Origin of the sequence: Micromonospora sp. NBRC 110037 (assembly GCF_001652995.1) — a bacterium.
GTDB lineage: Bacteria > Actinomycetota > Actinomycetes > Mycobacteriales > Micromonosporaceae > Micromonospora > Micromonospora chalcea.
This window is the reverse complement of record NZ_BBVA01000008.1, coordinates 216,273-234,319: the sequence shown is the minus strand read 5'-3', so window position 1 is coordinate 234,319 and position 18,047 is coordinate 216,273. Positions and strand designations below refer to the sequence as shown.

At 72.6% G+C, this 18,047-nt stretch carries 14 protein-coding genes; 9 read left to right on the top strand and 5 right to left on the bottom strand.

What is annotated here, in order from left to right; translation table 11 throughout:
- Positions 1-22: 22 nt before the first annotated feature.
- The 7 genes from murJ (at position 23) to A4R25_RS23245 (ending at position 8,304) form a co-directional block, all read left to right on the top strand.
- The gene (murJ, locus tag A4R25_RS23275) at positions 23-1,771 is read left to right on the top strand and encodes a murein biosynthesis integral membrane protein MurJ (protein WP_064448057.1); all 1,749 of its coding nucleotides are present in this window, start codon (positions 23-25) and stop codon (positions 1,769-1,771) included.
- Positions 1,772-2,180: 409 nt separating this feature from the next.
- Complete coding sequence (locus A4R25_RS23270; RefSeq protein WP_064448056.1) at positions 2,181-3,794, top strand: protein kinase family protein; 1,614 nt, start codon at positions 2,181-2,183, stop codon at positions 3,792-3,794.
- A gap of 43 nt (positions 3,795-3,837) precedes the next feature.
- Positions 3,838-4,542: an RNA polymerase sigma factor SigM gene (gene sigM / locus A4R25_RS23265; protein WP_064448055.1), complete on the top strand. Its 705-nt coding sequence runs from the start codon at positions 3,838-3,840 to the stop codon at positions 4,540-4,542.
- Positions 4,539-5,486 (top strand): hypothetical protein, encoded by a 948-nt coding sequence (locus A4R25_RS23260; RefSeq protein WP_064448054.1) that lies wholly within the window; start codon positions 4,539-4,541, stop codon positions 5,484-5,486. The genes sigM and A4R25_RS23260 overlap by 4 nt, the downstream gene beginning before the upstream one ends.
- Before the next feature lie 176 nt (positions 5,487-5,662).
- Positions 5,663-6,616, top strand: coding sequence for a thioredoxin-disulfide reductase (gene trxB / locus A4R25_RS23255; protein WP_064448138.1), 954 nt, complete (start codon positions 5,663-5,665; stop codon positions 6,614-6,616).
- A gap of 38 nt (positions 6,617-6,654) precedes the next feature.
- Positions 6,655-6,978, top strand: coding sequence for a thioredoxin (trxA, locus tag A4R25_RS23250; protein WP_030499495.1), 324 nt, complete (start codon positions 6,655-6,657; stop codon positions 6,976-6,978).
- Positions 6,979-7,143: 165 nt separating this feature from the next.
- Positions 7,144-8,304 (top strand): N-acetylmuramoyl-L-alanine amidase, encoded by a 1,161-nt coding sequence (locus A4R25_RS23245; protein WP_043327688.1) that lies wholly within the window; start codon positions 7,144-7,146, stop codon positions 8,302-8,304.
- Between the two features lie 7 nt (positions 8,305-8,311).
- On the opposite strand, the gene A4R25_RS23240 is transcribed toward A4R25_RS23245, so the two are convergent.
- The gene (locus A4R25_RS23240; protein ID WP_043327687.1) at positions 8,312-8,977 is read right to left on the bottom strand and encodes a hypothetical protein; all 666 of its coding nucleotides are present in this window, start codon (positions 8,975-8,977) and stop codon (positions 8,312-8,314) included.
- A gap of 282 nt (positions 8,978-9,259) precedes the next feature.
- Here A4R25_RS23240 and A4R25_RS23235 point away from each other — a divergent pair, with 282 nt between their 5' ends.
- Both A4R25_RS23235 and A4R25_RS23230 read left to right on the top strand, forming a co-directional pair.
- Positions 9,260-10,573, top strand: a complete 1,314-nt coding sequence (locus tag A4R25_RS23235) for a PLP-dependent aminotransferase family protein (protein ID WP_064448053.1) — start codon at positions 9,260-9,262, stop codon at positions 10,571-10,573.
- A 7-nt stretch (positions 10,574-10,580) separates the two neighbouring features.
- A complete protein-coding gene (locus tag A4R25_RS23230) occupies positions 10,581-11,573 on the top strand; it encodes a D-alanine--D-alanine ligase (RefSeq protein ID WP_043327686.1) in 993 nt (330 codons plus the stop codon).
- Positions 11,574-11,575: 2 nt separating this feature from the next.
- On the opposite strand, the gene A4R25_RS23225 is transcribed toward A4R25_RS23230, so the two are convergent.
- The 4 genes from A4R25_RS23225 to rsmG form a co-directional block, all read right to left on the bottom strand.
- A complete protein-coding gene (locus A4R25_RS23225) occupies positions 11,576-12,433 on the bottom strand; it encodes a hypothetical protein (RefSeq protein WP_064448137.1) in 858 nt (285 codons plus the stop codon).
- A gap of 1,986 nt (positions 12,434-14,419) precedes the next feature.
- Positions 14,420-15,460 (bottom strand): ParB/RepB/Spo0J family partition protein, encoded by a 1,041-nt coding sequence (locus tag A4R25_RS23220; RefSeq protein ID WP_064448052.1) that lies wholly within the window; start codon positions 15,458-15,460, stop codon positions 14,420-14,422.
- Positions 15,461-15,487: 27 nt separating this feature from the next.
- Positions 15,488-16,828: a ParA family protein gene (locus tag A4R25_RS31580; protein WP_082931112.1), complete on the bottom strand. Its 1,341-nt coding sequence runs from the start codon at positions 16,826-16,828 to the stop codon at positions 15,488-15,490.
- A gap of 246 nt (positions 16,829-17,074) precedes the next feature.
- Positions 17,075-17,941, bottom strand: a complete 867-nt coding sequence (gene rsmG, locus A4R25_RS23205) for a 16S rRNA (guanine(527)-N(7))-methyltransferase RsmG (protein ID WP_197494959.1) — start codon at positions 17,939-17,941, stop codon at positions 17,075-17,077.
- Between the last annotated feature and the right edge of the window lie 106 nt (positions 17,942-18,047).

Below are 18,047 nucleotides of genomic sequence, written 5' to 3'. Positions count from 1 at the left end.
CGTACCCCTTGGAGGCTGGCAGATGAGCGGCGGGCTCTACCGCAGCGCGAACGCGCACGGCGGCGGCCTGCCGCCGGACGACGGCGCCACCTTCATCTCCGCCGAGCCGCTGAACCAGCCGGGCGTCGAGGCCGTCGCGCCCCCGCAGGAGGTGGTGGCCGAGACCAGCGCCGCGGCGAACAGCGCGGTGATGGCCATCGGCAGCCTGGTCAGCCGGGGTACGGGCTTCATCCGCAACCTGATGATCGGCGCCGCGCTCGGCACCATGGTCGGTGACGCGTTCACCACCGCCCAGTTCCTGCCCAACCAGGTCTACGAGTTCCTGCTCGGCGGCGTGCTGACCAGCGTCCTGGTGCCGGTGCTGGTCCGCCGCCGCAAGATCGACGCGGACCGGGGCGAGGCGTACGCGCAGCGCCTGCTGACCCTCGCGGTGCTGGCCCTGGCCGCGACCGCGCTGATCGCCGTGGTGCTGGCCCCGGTGCTCACCGCCGTGTACGCGGCCGGCAGCGACGACCCGGCGTACACCACGCTGGTCACCCGGCTGTCGTACCTGATGCTGCCGATGCTGTTCTTCACCGGCATCAGCGCGTTGATCGCCGCGGTGCTGAACACCCGGGGGCACTTCGCCGCCCCGATGTGGGCGCCGATCCTCAACAACATCGTCTCCATCGGCACGTTCGGCCTGTACATCGTCGTCTACAGCGCGAAGGCGCTGCCGCCCGGCGAGGTGGGCTGGGACCGGATCCTGCTGGTCGGCGGCGGCACGCTGCTGGGCGTCGCGGTGCAGGCGATCGGCCTGCTGCCCGCGCTGCGCAAGGTCGGCTTCCGGTGGAAGGCACGGTTCGACTTCCGCGAGCTGGGGCTGCGCGAGCTGGCCCGGCTCGGCGCCTGGATGTTCTGCTACGTCGCGGTCAACCAGCTCGGCCTCTTCGTGGTGGTCAACCTGCTCAACCGGGCCACCGGCGGGGACGGCCAGAACGCCGGCCTGCTGATCTACAACAACGTCTTCCTGCTGCTGATGATGGCGCACGGCATCATCGCCGTCTCGATCATCACCGCGCTGATGCCGCGGATGAGCGCGGCCGCCGCCGAGAACCGGTTCCACGACGTCACCGCCGACCTGTCCCGGGGCACCCGGATGGTCACCGCGGTGCTCGCGCCCATCGCGGTCTGCTACGCGGTGCTGGCCGCCCCGATCTCGGTGGTGGTGTTCCGGTACGGCGCGTTCACCGGCGACAACGCGGTGGCCACGTCGACGGTGCTGCTGGTGGCGGCGCTCGGCCTGGTGCCGTTCGCGGTCAGCCAGCTCTTCACCTTCGCGTTCTACGCGCTGCCGGACACCCGTACCCCGGCTCTGGTCAACATTCCGGTGGTGGCGCTGCGCGTCCTGCTCCAGGTCGGTCTGTTCCTGATCTTCTCGAACACGTTCGCGGCGGCCGGGATGATGCTCGGCAACGCCGTGTCGTACCTGGCGGCGGCGATCATCTCGGCGATGCTGCTGCGGCCCCGGGTGGGCCGGATCGGGCTGGGCGGGATCATGCGCACGCTCGGCCGGGTGGTCGTGGCGGCCCTCGGCGCGGCGGTCGTCGGCCTGCTCGTGGTCGCGGTGCTGCCGGGCGACCCGGCGAGCCTGAGCTGGCTCGCCGCGGCGGTCCAGTTGGTGATCGGCGGGGCGGCGATCGGCGCCACCTACCTCGGGCTCGCCATGGTGCTGCGGATCGGCGAGATCACCGAGGTGGTCGGGATGGTCCGGCGGCGCCTCGGGCGTTGACCCCCTCGGTGACCGACGGTGAACGAGGATCACCAGGCTGGGGATACGGCTGTGGATAACTTGGAATTCCCCCGTCCACTGGGCCTCTCGGCCTGTGGACAACCAACCGTACGGACGAGGGAGCGCAGGCCGGGAAGGGGAAAACCTCCCTGTCGCCGCACCGGTACGCCCCTGTGCCACCTCGTTGCCGTCAACCTCTAGATTGGCGGTGCGTGTCCGGCTCGCCCGCCGGGTGGGCGGGCGACCCGGCCGGGAGCCCGTGGCGACTGGCCTTCCGGCCGGTCACAGCGGGAAGATGACATGTCGGAGAACCGGGCATCCCGGGTAAGGTCGCTCTCGACGGGTACGACCGGGATCGACGCGGCGTCGAGACCGCGGCCGTTCCACCGAAGGCAGAGCGGGAAGCCACATGCCCAGCAGCACGGGTCCATCGATCGACGCGATCACCGAGGGAGGACGGGTGACCCAGGTCGGCGAGGGTCAGGAAGCGGAGGAGACCTCTCCTGCGGTCGTGACCTTCGGTGCTCCCACGGTCGGTGAGCTGCTCGCCGAGCGGTACGAACTGGTCGAGCACATCAACAACGACAGCGCGGGCCGGCTGGTCTGGCGCGGTGTCGACGTGGTGCTCCGCCGTCCCGTCGCGGTGGTCCTCCGCTACCCGGGTGGCGACTCCGCCACCGAGATGCTTCAGGCCGCGGTCGCCGCGAGCCGCGTCATCCACCCCAACCTGGTCGGCGTCTACGACGCGATCGACGAGGACGACCGCGCCTACGTGGTCCGCGAGTGGGTGGACGGGCAGTCGCTGCGCGAGATGGTCGCCGCCGACGGGCCGCTCGACCCGGCTCGGGCCACGGCGATCGGCAACGCCGTCGCGAGCGCCCTCGCCGCCGTACACGCCACCGGCATGGTGCACGGCAACCTGCACCCCGGCACGGTGATGATCAGCGACGACGGCCGGGTGGTGCTCGCCGACGCGCGTACCGACGGGGCGGACAGCCAGCAGAACGACCTGCGCGCGGTCGGTGGGGTGCTCTACTTCGCCCTGACCGGGCACTGGCCGCACGGCGAGGCCCCGCTGCACGGCGCCACCGCCGGGCACGGCCGCGCCGCCCTGCCGGACGCGGTCCGCGACGCCGCCGGCGCCATCGCCGCGCCCCGGCAGGTGCGTGCCGGCGTACCGGCGTACCTCGACGACCTGACCATGGACCTGCTCGACCGGGAGATCGACCCGCCGGCGTCGGACGTGCTGGCCGCCGAGCTGAGCCGGCTCGACATCCCGGCCGACGAGCAGTTCCTGGAGCAGGCCGGGCCGCTGCGTTTCACCGCCGAGCCCGGCGAGGAGCCCTCGCCGCTGGCCGCGGCCGGCGGGCGCAAGGTCGCCATCGGCATCGCCGGCATGCTGGCTGTCGCCCTGGTCGGGCTGCTCATCGGCATCAACGCGCTCGGCGGTGGCGACGACGGCGACAAGGAGCCGGTCGCCCAGCCGTCGAACAGCGCGCCGGCCAGCGCCGGCGGTGGCGACGAGCCCGCAGCGCAGGTCCGCAAGCTCACCATCCAGGACGTACGGATCATCGACCCGGACGGCGATCGCGCGGAGGTGCGCAACGCCGAGAAGGTCATCGACGGCGACGACGACGAGGGCTGGGAGACCAACACCTACCGGACGAACGCCAAGTTCGGCGGCCTCAAGAAGGGCATGGGCGTCTGGATCGACCTGGGTGCCCCGCACTCGGTCAAGCAGCTGGAGGCGACGCTGTCGGCCACCGGCGCCACCGTCGAGCTGCGTACCGGTGCCCGCGGCGACTTCCCGTCCACCTCCGCCGGCGACAAGCAGCTGGTGAACGCCTACTCCACGGTGGTCGGGCCGGCGAACGAGAACGGCGGCACGAAGATGATCTTCGACGCCTTCCAGCCGGACCAGAAGTACCAGTACCTCCTCTTCTGGATCACCAAGCTGCCGGTGAAGGACAACGGCAGCACCTGGAAGCTCGGCGTCCAGGAGATCACGGTCCAGGGCTCGTGACCCGTCGGCCGCGCCCGCCGCGCCACCTCCGCCGGACGTGGTGATGGCGGAACGCGACGACCCGCAGCCCGGCCGCTCCGACCTGGACCTGCTCCGGGCCCACGTGGCGGGCGACCGGGACGCCTTCACCGAACTGTTCCAGCGGCACCGCGACCGGCTCTGGGCGGTCGCCCTGCGTACGATCGGCGACCGCGAGGAGGCGGCCGACGCCCTCCAGGACGCCATGCTCTCCGCCCACCGCGCCGCCGCCCGGTTCCGGGGCGACTCGGCGGTCACCACCTGGATGCACCGGATCGTGGTGAACGCCTGCCTGGACCGGATCCGGCGGCGGCAGACCCACGCCACCGTCCCGCTGCCGGACGGGACGCACACCGACGGCGAACCGGGCCGGCACACCGGCGGGCGGGAACCGGCCGCACCGGCACACGACCACGACACCGCGCTCGTGGTCCGGCAGGCTCTCGCGGCGCTACCGGCCGAACAGCGGGCCGCGCTGGTCCTGGTGGACGTGCAGGGCTATCCGGTCGCCGAGGTGGCCCTGATGCTCGGCGTCGCCGAGGGGACCGTGAAGAGCCGGTGCGCCCGGGGCCGGGCGAGGCTCGCCGTCCTGCTCGGGCACCTGCGGACCGGTTCCGACTCCCCTGCGGCCGACGTGCCGCGGGTCACCTCCGGGAACCGGCGGGGCCCCGAGGGCGTCGGATCCTCGTCGGGAGCGTCCCGTCAGGCCGTCAGCCAGGAGGAGCCGTGACTTCCCGGGAGTTCAGCGAGGTCGACCACGACCTGCTCGCCGACTACCTCGGCGGGGCGCTGGACGGCACCCCCGAGCAGGCGACAGTGGCCCGGCTGGTCGAGCAGGACCCGGCATGGCGGGTCGCGTACGAGACGCTCGCCGAGGCGGTCGACCTGGTGCACGCCGACCTGGCCGGCTGGGCGTCGGAACCCGCGCCGGAGATGCCGGTGGCGGTGACCGACCGGATCACGGCGGCGCTCGCCGGGGCCGGACCGGGCGCGCTGCGCGACGGTACGCCCGTCGTACCGGCTCAGGCCGGCGGCGCGGCCCGCCCGCCAGGCGCCGCGTCGCGTCCCGAACGGCACAGCGGCCCCGGTCGTCGTCCCCGGCGCTGGGCCCGGATCGCCGGCCCGGTGGCCCTGGCCGCGGCCTCGGTCGCGGCGGTGGGGCTCGGCGTCGGCCGGCTGGCCGACCCGGGCGACGGCGGTACGGCCGACCGGGCGGCCGGGGAGGCGGCGCCGATGGCCGCCGCGCCGTACCGGACCACCGGACCGGCGCTGCGCAGCGGCACCGACTGGACCCCGGAACGCCTCGCCGCCGCCCGCGTGCCCACCGGGGCGAAGTCGACGCCGCAGGACATGGCCGCTCCGTCCGGCGCGGCGCGGGAGAACGGCCCGGAGACGCCGCTGTACAGCGACAAGTACCGCGCCGGGGGGTTCGCCGGGCTGGACCGGCTGACCCGGCCGGACACGCTCGGCGCGTGCCTCACCGCGATCGGCGCGGAGCACGGCGCCACCCCGCTCACCATCGACATGATCGACTACGCCCGGTACCAGGGCGCTCCGGCGCTCGTGGTGACGTTCGCCGACGCGACCGGCGCCCGCTGGGGCTGGGCGAGCGGGCCGGAGTGCGGCGTACCCGGGTCCGGCGCGGACACGCGCTTCCGTACGCGGGTAGGGTGAAAACGCGGTCATCACGCGTGTCCCGCCACGTGACCTGACCCACCGGATGACCGGCTCGGGAATCCCCGCTTCGTACGATGACGTTCTGCAAGTCAGGCGCCGGCGCCGCTGAGCCGTCGGCACTCGGGATCGACATCGGTGCGGCCGGTGACGAACACACACATCGGGAGACGGCAGTGGACGAGGTCCGCAACCTGATCATCATCGGCTCCGGTCCGGCCGGCTACACGGCTGCGGTCTACGCCGCACGCGCCAACCTGAAGCCGCTGGTGATCGAGGGCGTGCAGTCGGGTGGCGCGCTGATGACCACCACCGAGGTGGAGAACTTCCCCGGTTTCGCCGACGGCATCCTCGGGCCCGAGCTGATGGACAACATGCGCAAGCAGGCCGAGCGTTTCGGCGCCGAGTTCCTCACCGACGACGTGACCCGGGTCGAGCTGAAGGACACCGGCGAGATCGGCTCCGACGCGGTCAGCACCGTGTGGGTGGGCGAGACCGCGTACCGCGCCCGCGCCGTCATCCTCTCCACCGGCTCCGCCTGGCGGCCGCTCGGTGTGCCGGGCGAGCAGGAATACCTCGGCCACGGGGTGTCGTCCTGCGCCACCTGTGACGGCTTCTTCTTCCGCAACCAGCACATCGTGGTGGTCGGCGGCGGCGACTCGGCGATGGAGGAGGCCAGCTTCCTCACCCGGTTCGCCGAGTCGGTGACGATCCTCCACCGCCGCGACTCGTTCCGCGCCAGCAAGATCATGGCGGACCGGGCGCTGAGCAACGAGAAGATCAAGGTCGAGTGGAACACCGTGGTCGAGGAGATCCTCGGCGACGACGGCAAGGTCAACGGCGTACGGGTGCGCAACGTGCACACCGGCGAGAGCAAGGTGCTCGACGTCACGGGCGTGTTCGTGGCGATCGGGCACGACCCGCGCAGTGAGCTGTTCCGCGGCCAGGTGGAGCTCGACGACGAGGGGTACGTGAAGGTCGAAGCGCCGAGCACCCGTACCAGCGTGCCGGGCGTGTTCGCGGCCGGTGACGTGGTCGACCACACCTACCGGCAGGCCATCACGGCGGCCGGCACCGGCTGTGCCGCCGCGCTGGACGCCGAGCGCTTCATCGCCACCATCCAGGGCTGAGAGTTCGACGAGCAAGGTTCGGAGGAGGAGAGTTCATAGTGGGAGCAACCAAGGCGGTCACTGACGCGAGTTTCGTCAGCGACGTGCTGCAGTCCGACAAGCCGGTCCTGGTGGACTTCTGGGCGGAGTGGTGCGGCCCGTGCCGCAAGGTCTCGCCGCTGCTGGAGGAGATCGCCGGCGAGATGAAGGACCAGGTCACCATCGTCAAGCTCAACATCGACGAGAACCCGGAGACGGCGCGCGCCTACCGGGTCATGTCGGTGCCGACGCTGACGATCTTCAAGAACGGCCAGCCCGTGCAGTCGATCGCCGGCGCCAAGCCGAAGGGCGAGTTGCTCAAGCTCATCGAGTCGGCGCTCTGAGCCGTACCGGCAGCGCCGGAACCCCCGTCACCCCGCCCGGGTGACGGGGGTTCCGGCTTTCCTGACCTGCATGAACACGAACCCGCCGGGTACCGGTCACGGTACGCTCCGTAAGCATCTCGTCGGAGTTCCGGTCCTGCCAACGTCCGTGCATAGGGGGTCGTCGTGCATCCGATCCGACCCGGTGACCAGGGACCGGCGGTGGCCGAGATCCGGACCGTCCTCGTCGGCCTGGAGCTTCTTCCCGCCGAGGGCGGAGGCGACGACTACGACGCCGAGACCGAACGCGCGGTCCGGGCGTTCCAGCAGTCCCGCGGCCTCAGCGTCGACGGGCGCGTCGGCGCCGAGACCTGGCGGGCGCTGGACGCGGCCCGCTGGCGGTTCGGCGCCCGCGCGCTCTTCCACGCCGTACCCGAGCCGATCACCGGCGAGGACGTCCGCTCGCTCCAGGAACGCCTCCTGGAGATGGGGTACGACGTGGGGCGCGCCGACGCCATCTACGGCATCCGCACCTCCCGCGCGGTGGCCCAGTTCCAGCGGGAGATGGGGCTGAAACCGGACGGGTCGTGCGGGCCGCACACCGTCAACGCGCTGCGCCGCCTCGGCCGCAAGGTGGTCGGCGGACGCCCGCAGTGGCTGCGCGAGTCCGACGCCATCCGGCAGGCCGGGCCGGAGCTGGTCGGGCGGACCGTGGTGATCGACCCGGGGCACGGAGGCACCGACCCGGGCGTGGTGGTGCCCGACGGCCCGCTGCACTGGACCGAGGCGGACCTCGTGCACGACCTCGCCAGCCGGCTGGAGGGGCGGCTCGCCGCGGCCGGCGTACGGGTGCAGCTGACCCGGGGCCCCGCGCCCGCGAGTTGCCTGCCCGACGCGGACCGGGCCCAGCTCGCCAACTCCCTCGGCGCCGACGTGTTCATCTCGCTGCACACCGACCACCACGCCAACCCGGCCGCCGAGGGGGTCGCCACCTACCACTACGGCACCGACAACGGCGTCACGTCGGCGACCGGCGAACGTCTGGCCGGGCTGGTGCAGCGGGAGATCGTGGCCCGCACCGGGCTGCGTGACTGCCGTACCCACGCCAAGGCGTGGGAGCTGCTCCGGCTCACCCGGATGCCCGCGGTACGCGTCGAGGTCGGCTACCTGACCTCGCCGGACGACCGGGCCCGGCTGGTCGACCCCCGGTTCCGGGACCGGGTGGCCGAGGCCATCGTCGCCGCGGTGCAGCGGATGTACCTGCCGATCGAACGCGACGTGCCGACCGGCTCGATCGACGTGACCGAACTGCGGGCGGCACTCGCCGCCGGCACCGTCGTCGACTGATCCCCGCTCAGCTGGTCGAGCGGGTGGCCGGCGCCGGGCGGACCGGCCGCAGCAGCGTCTCCGGGCTCATCGAGCCGAGCAGCTTCTCCAGCGCGTACTCGACGTCCGACTTCCAGCTCAGCGCCGTCCGCAACTCCAACCGCAGGCGCGGGTAGCGCGGGTGCGGCCGGACCGTCTTGAATCCCACCGAGAGGAAGAAGTCGGCGGGCGCCACGCAGGCGCGGGCCGGGTCGTCCGCGTCGTCGCCGAACTTGGCGTCCCCGAACGCCTCGATCGCCTTGATGCCGCGCTTGGTCAGGTCGCGGGCCACGCCCTGGACCAGCATCCGGCCCAGGCCGCCGTCGGCGAAGGCGGGCACCACGTGCGCCGTCATCAGCAGCGCCGCGTCCGCCGAGACCGGCGAGGTGGGAAACGCCATCGAGCGCGGGACGTACGCCGGCGGCGCGTACATGACGAAGCCGGCCGGCATCCCGTCGACGTAGACGAGCTTGCCGCAGGAACCCCACTCCAGCAGCGTCTGGGAGACCCACGCCTCCTTCTCCAGGCCCGGGTCACCTGCTGCGCAGGCCCGCTCCGCGGAGACCGGATCCAGCTCCCAGTAGACGCAGCGCCGGCACGATCGAGGCAGGTCCTCCAGCGTGTCCAGGGTCAGGCTGACCAGACGTCGCGACATGAGCGCACCCCACCAATAGGCTCGGAGCGCCGGTTCCTCCCGCGCCCTCCTGCTCCCGACGAGCGATCGTACGCCCCTGTCCGGCGGTACGGGAGGGAACGCGTGAACCCCCGCCCGGACGGCCGAGTGGCGGGTCCGGGATGTGGACGTGTCCACACGGCCGGTGCCGCTACCGTCACCGGGGACTACGATCGACCAACCGGCCCTCGCCGCCAATGGATGTCGGCATCGCGGGTACCACACCGGGCGGCAGCCCCGCCGACACCCGATCGAGGTGATGTCATGACCGGCACGACGCTCGACGACTACACCGACAGGTACGCCCGGCGCGTCCGCGGGATGACCGCCTCGGAGATCCGGGCGCTCTTCGCGGTGGCCAACCGGCCGGAGGTCGTCTCGCTCGCCGGTGGGGCACCCTACATCGCGGCGCTGCCGCTCGACGCGGTCGGCGAGATGCTCGGCCGGCTCGGCTCCGAGCACGGCGCCACCACCCTCCAGTACGGCGTCGGCCAGGGCGCCCCGGAGCTGCGCGAGCGGATCTGCGAGGTGATGTCCCTCTCCGGGATCGACGCCTCGTGCGGCGCCTCCCCGGAGGACGTGGTCGTCACCGTCGGCGGCCAGCAGGCCCTCGACCTGGTGGCCCGGCTCTTCCTGGACCCGGGTGACGTGGTGCTCGCCGAGGGGCCGACGTACGTCGGCGCGCTCGGGGTGTTCCAGGCCGCCCAGGCCCAGGTGGCCCACGTGCCGATGGACGACGAAGGGCTCATCCCGGAGGCGCTGGAGGTGGCCATCGCCGACCTGGCCCGGGCCGGCCGCCGGGTGAAGTTCCTCTACACCATCCCCACCTACCAGAACCCCGCCGGCGTGACGCTGAGCGAGGAGCGGCGCGAACGGGTGCTCGACATCTGTGAGCGCGCCGGGCTGCTCGTGGTGGAGGACGACCCGTACGGTCAGCTCGGCTTTGAGGGCGAGGCGCCCCGGCCGCTGCGGGCCCGGCGGCGCGAGGGGGTCTTCTACCTGAGCACGTTCTCCAAGACGTTCGCGCCGGGCCTGCGGGTGGGCTGGATCCTGGCCCCGCACGCGGTCCGCGACAAGCTGGTCATCGCCAGTGAGGCGCAGATCCTCTGCCCGAGCGCCTACGCCCAGTCGGCCGTCTCCACGTACCTCGGCACCATGCCCTGGCGGCAGCAGCTCAAGGTCTACCGCGAGATCTACCGCGAGCGCCGGGACGCGCTGCTCGACGCGATGGCCGACCTGATGCCGGAGGGCACCACCTGGACCAGGCCGCAGGGCGGCCTGTTCGTCTGGGCGACGCTGCCCGACGGGCTCGACTCCAAGGCGATGATGCCCCGGGCAGTGGCCGCCCGCGTCGCGTACGTGCCGGGGACCGGCTTCTACGCCGACGGCACCGGCGCCGGGAACATGCGGCTGAACTTCTCCTTCCCGACGCCGGAGCGGATCCGCGAGGGTGTCCGCCGGCTGGCCGGGGTGATGGAGCAGGAGATCGCGATGCGGAAGGTCTTCGGTGCGGTCGGCGGTGCCGGACCCCGCCGACGCCAGGGCGGCTCGGACGCGCCCGGTCCCGACTTGGCATGATGCCCGCATGTCCGACAGCCCTGCCGCACCGCCTCCCGTGACCGGATCCGCCGTCGACGAGCTGCACGTGCTCGTACTCGCCGGTGGCCTCTCCTACGAGCGGGACGTCTCGCTGCGGTCGGGCCGCCGGGTGCTCGACGCGCTGCGCGCGGTCGGCGTGCAGGCGGAACTGCGCGACGCCGACGTGGCGTTGCTGCCCGCGCTGACCGCCGACCCGCCGGACGCGGTGGTGATCGCCCTGCACGGCGCCACCGGCGAGGACGGCTCGCTGCGCGGCGTGCTCGACCTCTGGGACGTGCCCTACGTCGGCTGCGACGCCCGGTCGTCCCGGCTCGCCTGGGACAAGCCGTCGGCGAAGGCGGTGCTGCGCGAGGCGGGCATCCCGACGCCCGACTGGGTGGCGTTGCCGCACGACCGTTTCTCCGAGCTGGGCGCGGTCGCCGTCCTGGACCGGATCGTCGACCGGCTCGGGCTGCCGCTGATGGTCAAACCGGCGCAGGGCGGCTCCGGACTGGGCGCCGCCGTGGTCCGGGAGGCGGCGTCGCTGCCGGCCGCCATGGTGGGTTGTTTCGCGTACGACCAGACCGCGCTCGTGGAGCGCTACGTGCCCGGAATGGACGTGGCGGTCTCCGTGCTCGACCTCGGCAAGGGCCCGCAGGCCCTGCCCCCGGTCGAGATCGTGCCGCGCAACGGCGTCTACGACTACGCGGCCCGCTACACCGCCGGCCGTACCACCTGGCACGCGCCCGCCCGGCTCGACGCCGCGACGACAGCCCGGGTGACCGAGGTGGCGCTCGCCGCGCACACCGCGCTCGGCCTGCGCGACGTGTCCCGGGTCGACCTGATCGTCGACGCCGGCGGTGACCCGCACGTGCTGGAGGTGAACGTCTCTCCGGGCATGACCGAGACGTCGCTGCTGCCGCTGGCGATCCAGGCGGCCGGGCTGGACTTCGGCCGGGTGCTCGGCACGCTCGTGACCCGGGCCGCCGCACGCCGCTGAGGTCAGCCCTCCCGGGTACGCCCCGCCCGCGGCTGGTCGTCCTCGACCACGTCCTCGGCCTCGCCCGCAGTCGGGGCGTCCCCGGTCTCCTGCTCCTCGGCCGCCTCGGATCCGTCCTCCGGCTCCGGGTCGTCGACCGACGGGCCCGCGGAGGGGTCTGAGACGCCCCTTGCCGCCTCGGACTCCGGGATCTCGTCCGCAGCCTCGATCACTGATGCGGGCTCGTCCTCGGGCTCCTCAGCGGCGTCCGCGGCCGAGGCCGGGGCAAAGCTCGACGGGGCCTGCCACTGGATGCGCGGCGGCTCGGCGAGCGGCCGGCCACCGAACTCGGCGAGCCACGCGGCCACCAGGGCCAGATTCTCCCGCCACTTGTCCTCGGAGATGGGGGGCAGGATCGAGTCCCACAGCGACAGGAACGTGCCGCGCAGTTGCAGCCGCCCGTACGGCCGGGCCAGGAACCACAGGTGCAGGTGCGCGGAACCGTCGCCCCAACGATTCACGTGGACCCGGGCCACGCCGTCGAGCGACCGGACGGCCCGCTCCAGGCGCACGGTCATCACGCCCAGCTCGGCGGCGAGCAGATTCGGCAGGTCGCCCAGATCCAGGTGGGACCGGGACTCCAGGATCAGGACCATCGGCAGACCGGTGGGCCGGTCCATGGCACGGACCCGCCACCGCTCACCGACCCAGATGTACGCCTCGTCGGGCGCATTGCAGGCGGTGCACTCCCGGTCCGCCTCGCCACGGCGGGGAGGTTCGAACGGTACGGGCTCGTCGAGCTGCTTGACGCGGAGATCGCCCTCGAAGGGAAAGGACGGCCACTGGGTGAAGTCTGGAACTGAGGGAGGGGTGTCCGGCACGACGCTGACCCTAACCGAGTTGGCGACGCCTGTCCCTACCCGTTCCACTGGCCGCGCACAGGTTGTCCACCACGTTGTCCACAGGGTGCCGAGATCACCAGTACGGTGCGTCATCCACTGCTCAGCAAGGGTTTCGGCGCTTCGTTTCACGTGAAACGAGACGAGCCTGTGGACAACTGCTGTGGATAACTGGAGGGCGTGTGGATCCGCTCTTCCAACGATCGGGCGCGCGATCCGTACCGGGTTCGGGAAGGGCTTCTTGCGATCGGTTTCACGTGAAACGACGGCGGTCGGATCGTCCGTGGTTCCACGCCGGTCCTCGGTGCGCCGAGTGCTGGGTCCTACGTCAGCCCGGCGCGGGGGTTCGCTGGGCCGGGGTTCTCGCTGGCCGGCTGATCCACGGTGGCTCTCGACCGGTCCGCCCGCCGAGTCGACCAACCGATCTGCGACATGAAGGCACAGCCCGGCCGGACACCCCGCCGAGTGCCAAGCAGCCGGGACGGCGGCGTCCGCCAGGCCGGCACACGAAGCGGCATCCGAGCCACCTCGGCTCAGCGGCACACCGCGGCTCACCCCGAGCCACCGGGGCCAGCCGGGTCACCGGGGCTCCTGCCGTTCCCGGCCGCCCCGCCGCTTTGGCCGCCCCGGCCGGACGGCCCGCTCCGGCCCGCTCTCCGGCCGCTCGGCCGCTCGGCCGCTCGGTCGCTCGGTCGCTCGGTCGCTCGGTCGCTCGGTCGCTCGGTCGCTCGGTCGCTCGGTCGCTCCGGCGAGCATTCTCGCGCGCCCGCTTCGAACCTGCGAGAAATCAGCGGCTAGCGACAACTCATCCGGCTCCTGTGCGGGTGGTCTGGAGGCGTTGCTGACAGGGTGGTCATCGGCCGGGGCGACGGGGACATCTTGGGAAACGCGCGCCCCCAGACGGAACCACTTCGGTCCGGGCTCGCCAACGCCAGCCGCCCCGGGTGCGGTGGAACACCATGGGTGTCTCCGAGGCGTTTTGATGCCCATGGTGTTCCACTCGGTCCAGCTGCCGCTCTAGCGGGATGGCAGCGTGCGGGGCGGTGGGTGTCGGGGCGGTGAGTGCGGAGCGACGGCGGCTGCAACGACGGCCACCGGCTCGGGGCATCGGCGAGACGGCCGCATCGGCGACGCGATGTCAGCATCGACGCGATGGACGCGCGTCATCGTTTGGCCGGGTGGCCAGTAGCGGCCGGCATGGAACTGGGCCGCCCGAAGGGCGGGCCACTGTGGCCAAAGGCGACGAGCCCAGGTCTGCAACCCACGTGGTTGCCCTTTGTCCACGCCCGAGCGGAGGTTCACGTTCGGCAGCGGCCGCCGCTTCGTGGGCAGTTCGATGTACAGCTTCGACCAGTAGCGTCGCGCGCCGCATCGGCGGGGCGGCGGGAGTGCTCAGCGGCCTCACGCGGGCCTACCCGTTTCACGTGAAACGCCGCCGCCTACCGACCGGGCTGCACCCGGTCCTTGCCCTCCTTCTGAGGCGAGTAGTCCGCGAGTTCGGCACCCCAACCCGGGGCAGAAGCGAACCAGCCGCCCAGGTTCCGCCAGTCGCCTTAGCCACCCGGCCTATCCCGCCGCCGCGCGACCGCGTCGCCTCGGCACATCGCCACCGCGCTACCACCGCTACCCCCGCCACCCGCATTACGGCGCCACCGCGCCACCGCGCCACGACGCCACCGCGTCACCCGCGCCACGACGCCACCGCGTCACCCGCGCCCCCTCGCCACGCGCCACCGCGCCACCGCGCCACCGCGCCACCGCGCACCGGGCACCAGGCACCGGGCACCGGGCACCGGGCACCGGGCACCGGCATTCTCGTTTCACGTGAAACCAGCGGGAAGGACGCCGAGCCGGCCACGCCCTCGCGCGGGCAGCAGCAGACGGTTCGCAACCGAAACCGCGTCCTGGAGAAAGAGAACCGGCCGCACCCCTCGCGGGCGATGCGGCCGGCCGGACAACCTCTGACGGCTACGCCTCGGGCTGCTCCTCACCGTCCATGCCGATGATCCCGACGATCCGCTCCAGGTCGTCAACGGTGGCGAACTCGATCGTGATCTTGCCCTTGCTCCGGCCGATGTCGACCTTCACCCGGGTGTCGAACCGGTCGGAGAGCCGGTCCGCGAGATCGGTGAGCGCCGGGGCGTGCGGCTTCGGCCGGCGCTTCGCGGCGGCCGTCTTCGCCGGCTCCTCGGCGAGCGCCAGGTGCACCAGTTCCTCGGCACCGCGTACGGAGATGCCCTCGGCGACGATCCGCTTGGCGAGCTGCTCCTGCGCCTCGGCGTCGTCGAGGCTGAGCAGTGCCCGGGCGTGACCGGCGGAGAGCACTCCGGCGGCGACCCGGCGCTGCACAGCGGCCGGCAGGTTCATCAGCCGGATGGTGTTGGAGATCTGCGGGCGGCTGCGGCCGATCCGCCGGGCCAGCTCCTCGTGGGTGGCGCCGAACTCCTCCAGCAGCTGCTGGTAGGCCGCCGCCTCTTCCAGCGGGTTCAGGTTGGCGCGGTGGATGTTCTCCAGCAACGCGTCCCGGAGCATCGCGTCGTCCTTGGTGTCCCGGACGATCGCGGGGATGGTCTCCCGGCCGACCGCCTGGGCGGCGCGCCAGCGCCGCTCACCCATGACGAGTTCGTACTTCTCGGTGTCGAGCTGGCGGACCACGATCGGCTGGAGGAAGCCGACCTCCTGGATCGAGGTCTTCAGCTCCTCCAGCGCCTCCTCGTCGAAGACGTGCCGGGGCTGCTTCGGGTTCGGCACGATGGCGTCGACCGGGATCTCGGCGAAGCGTGCGCCGGGCACCGGGCTCAGGTGCGACTCGGGCTCGACGGCCGGCGACGGGGTGCTCCCGACACCGCCGGTGATGGCGGCGGTCGCGCCTGCGACCGGAGCCGAGGGCGACGCGGCAACTGCCGACGACTCCGGTTCGGTGGCCGCCGGTTCGGCGCCCGGTACCGGTCCGGTGGGGATGAGGGCGCCGAGCCCTCGGCCCAGTCCGCCGCGGGGACGGTTCTTCATGCGACGCCTCCCAGCGACATCTCCGCACTACGCATTCCGGCTCACCGGCTCCTTGACGCCTCGTTCCGCGATCTCCTGGGCGGCCTCGAAGTAACTCGTGGCTCCCCGCGAACCGGGATCGTAGGTCATCACCGACTGGCCGTAGCTCGGTGCCTCGGAGACACGCACGTTGCGCGGGATGACGGCCTGGAGCACCTTGTCGCCGAAGTGGTTCCGGACGTCCTGCTCCACCGCGTCCGCGAGCCGGGTGCGCCTGTCGTACATGGTGAGCAGGATGGTGGAGACCTCGAGCTTCGGGTTGAGGTGCTGGCGCACCAGGTTGATGTTGTTGATCAACTGGTTGAGCCCTTCCAGCGCGTAGTACTCGCACTGGATCGGGATCAGCACCTCCTGCGCGGCGACGAGCGCGTTGACGGTCAGCAGGCCGAGCGACGGCGGGCAGTCTATGAAGACGTAGTCGAAGTGCCCCGGGTACGCGGCGATCGCCCGCGCCAGGCGCGACTCCCGGGCCACCACGGAGACCAGTTCGATCTCGGCGCCCGCCAGGTCGATCGTGGCCGGTACGCACCACAGGTTGGGGATGCCCTCGACGGCCTGCGCCACCTCTTCGAGCGGCACACTGTCGATCAGGCAGTCGTAGACGTCGGGCACGCCGGTGTGGTGCGGGACGTTCAGACCGGTGGAGGCGTTGCCCTGGGGATCAAGGTCGACCACGAGCACCCGGTTGCCGTGCAGCGCGAGCGCCACGGCCAGGTTCACGGTGGTGGTCGTCTTACCCACGCCGCCCTTCTGGTTGGCGACGCACATCACCCGGGTCCGGTCCGGGCGGGGCATGGTGACCTCGCCACTGGGATTCAGGATCTGCACGGCGCGCATCGCCTCCATAGCCAACGGTGGATCATCCTCTTCGCGCGTCGGGGTTTCACGTGAAACGTACGTGCTGGCGTCTACCTCATCGCCGTACCCGCTCGCCTGTGGCGTGTCGGACGGCGTCACGGTGACCTCGGGAGCGGCCTGGTGCGGCACGGCCGAGACGGGCGGCTGGGGTTCGAAGCGAGCGGGCACCGCGACGTTCGCCCGCACCGCGGCCGGTCGCGGCGTCGGCGCGTTCGCCGGGCCGTCTGCCGGGTCGAGCGGGTCACGGGCCGGCGGGACGTTCGCCGGCGCCGACGAGACGGGCCGTACGGAACCGGCGGGCGGCGTGTCCCGCCGCTGCGGCGGCGGCTCGGCCGGCGGGTAAGAGGCGGACGGATCGCGGGGCTCGTTCACCGTCCACTCCCGGTAGTTGGTTTCACGTGAAACGGGGCCGGGGGATTTCCCTCCGGGCCCGGTCAACCGTGGATCGTCGTACCTGCCGTCGTCATGCACCTGTCATCCCTACCCGCTCCGGATGGTCGGTCCGCACCCGTCGAATCGAATACCGGGCCCTCGCCCGGCGTGGTCGGCTCGGCGGGAACCATCGGGTTCGGGTGCCGCCCGGCACCGCCGTTCCACACTATCGACGCGCGGTCAGCCTACGGCCGACGGGCGCGGTGGGTCCATGTCGGGTTGTGATCGATCGCGTCACGCCCACCCGGTCCAACGACCGGGTGGGCGTCCGGACAGCCGTTTCGGTCAGCGGTCGCCACGACGGCGGCCGCCACGCGACCGCTTCGGCTTCTTGGCCCGGCGCGGGTTCACCACGCGCTCACGGACCACCTCGATCACGGTCGCCGGGGACTCGATCACCCCGTCGCCGCACCGGTGCAGCTCCGGCGTGCCGCCGCCGAGGCGTACCACCGCTTCGGTGTGCTCGGCGATCTCCTCGGCGGCCGAGGCGCCCTTGAGCGCCACCAGGCGGCCGCCGGAGACCAGCAGCGGTAGGCACCAACCGGCGAGCCGGTCCAGCGGCGCCACCGCGCGGGCGGTCACGATGTCGGCGGAGAGCGGCTCCCGGTCCCGCGACCCGGCCGCCGCCTCCTCGGCCCGCCCGCGGAAGACGCGGACGTCGCGGGTCAGGCCGAGGCGTTGCACCGCCTCGATCAGGAAGGAGGTACGCCGCGCGAGCGGCTCCACGAGCGTCACTGTGAGATCGGGACGCGCGATCGCCAGCACCAGGCCGGGCAGTCCGGCGCCGGAGCCGACGTCGATCACGCTCGCCCCCTCCGGGATCCGCTCGGCCACCACCGCGCAGTTGAGCAGGTGCCGGTCCCAGAGCCGCGGCGTCTCGCGGGGGCCGATCAGACCGCGCACGACGCCGTCGGTGGCAAGCAGTTCCGCGTACGCGGCGGCGAGGTCGAGCCGGTCGCCGAAGAGCGCGCGGGCCGCCTCCGCCAGTTCCGGCGGCAGCGTCGCGGACGCCGGATCGGGGACGGCCGTCGACTCCGCACCGTCCACAGGGGATGGCGTGTCCTCCGCCGGCTCCGCGAACACCGGGTCGGCCGCCGCAGCCGCGGCCACCGGTGCCACGTCCGCCGCCGGCTCGCCGGAGAACGCGGGCATCACGTCCATCGCCGGGTCGGCGGGCTCGACCCCGGTCACCACCGCCGGCTCGGCCGAGAAGGCGGGCTCGCCGGGGTCGGTCGCGGCCCTTTCCGGGTACGCCGGG

Bases quoted from the DNA above. Each gene is read 5' to 3' on its own strand.
- murJ (WP_064448057.1), top strand. From the start codon at position 23: ATGAGCGGCGGGCTCTACCGCAGCGCGAACGCGCACGGCGGCGGCCTG.
- A4R25_RS23270 (WP_064448056.1), top strand. From the start codon at position 2,181: ATGCCCAGCAGCACGGGTCCATCGATCGACGCGATCACCGAGGGAGGA.
- sigM (WP_064448055.1), top strand. From the start codon at position 3,838: ATGGCGGAACGCGACGACCCGCAGCCCGGCCGCTCCGACCTGGACCTG.
- A4R25_RS23240 (WP_043327687.1), bottom strand. From the start codon at position 8,977: ATGTCGCGACGTCTGGTCAGCCTGACCCTGGACACGCTGGAGGACCTG.
- A4R25_RS23235 (WP_064448053.1), top strand. From the start codon at position 9,260: ATGACCGGCACGACGCTCGACGACTACACCGACAGGTACGCCCGGCGC.
- A4R25_RS23230 (WP_043327686.1), top strand. From the start codon at position 10,581: ATGTCCGACAGCCCTGCCGCACCGCCTCCCGTGACCGGATCCGCCGTC.
- A4R25_RS23220 (WP_064448052.1), bottom strand. From the start codon at position 15,460: ATGAAGAACCGTCCCCGCGGCGGACTGGGCCGAGGGCTCGGCGCCCTC.
- rsmG (WP_197494959.1), bottom strand. From the start codon at position 17,941: ATGCCCGCGTTCTCCGGCGAGCCGGCGGCGGACGTGGCACCGGTGGCC.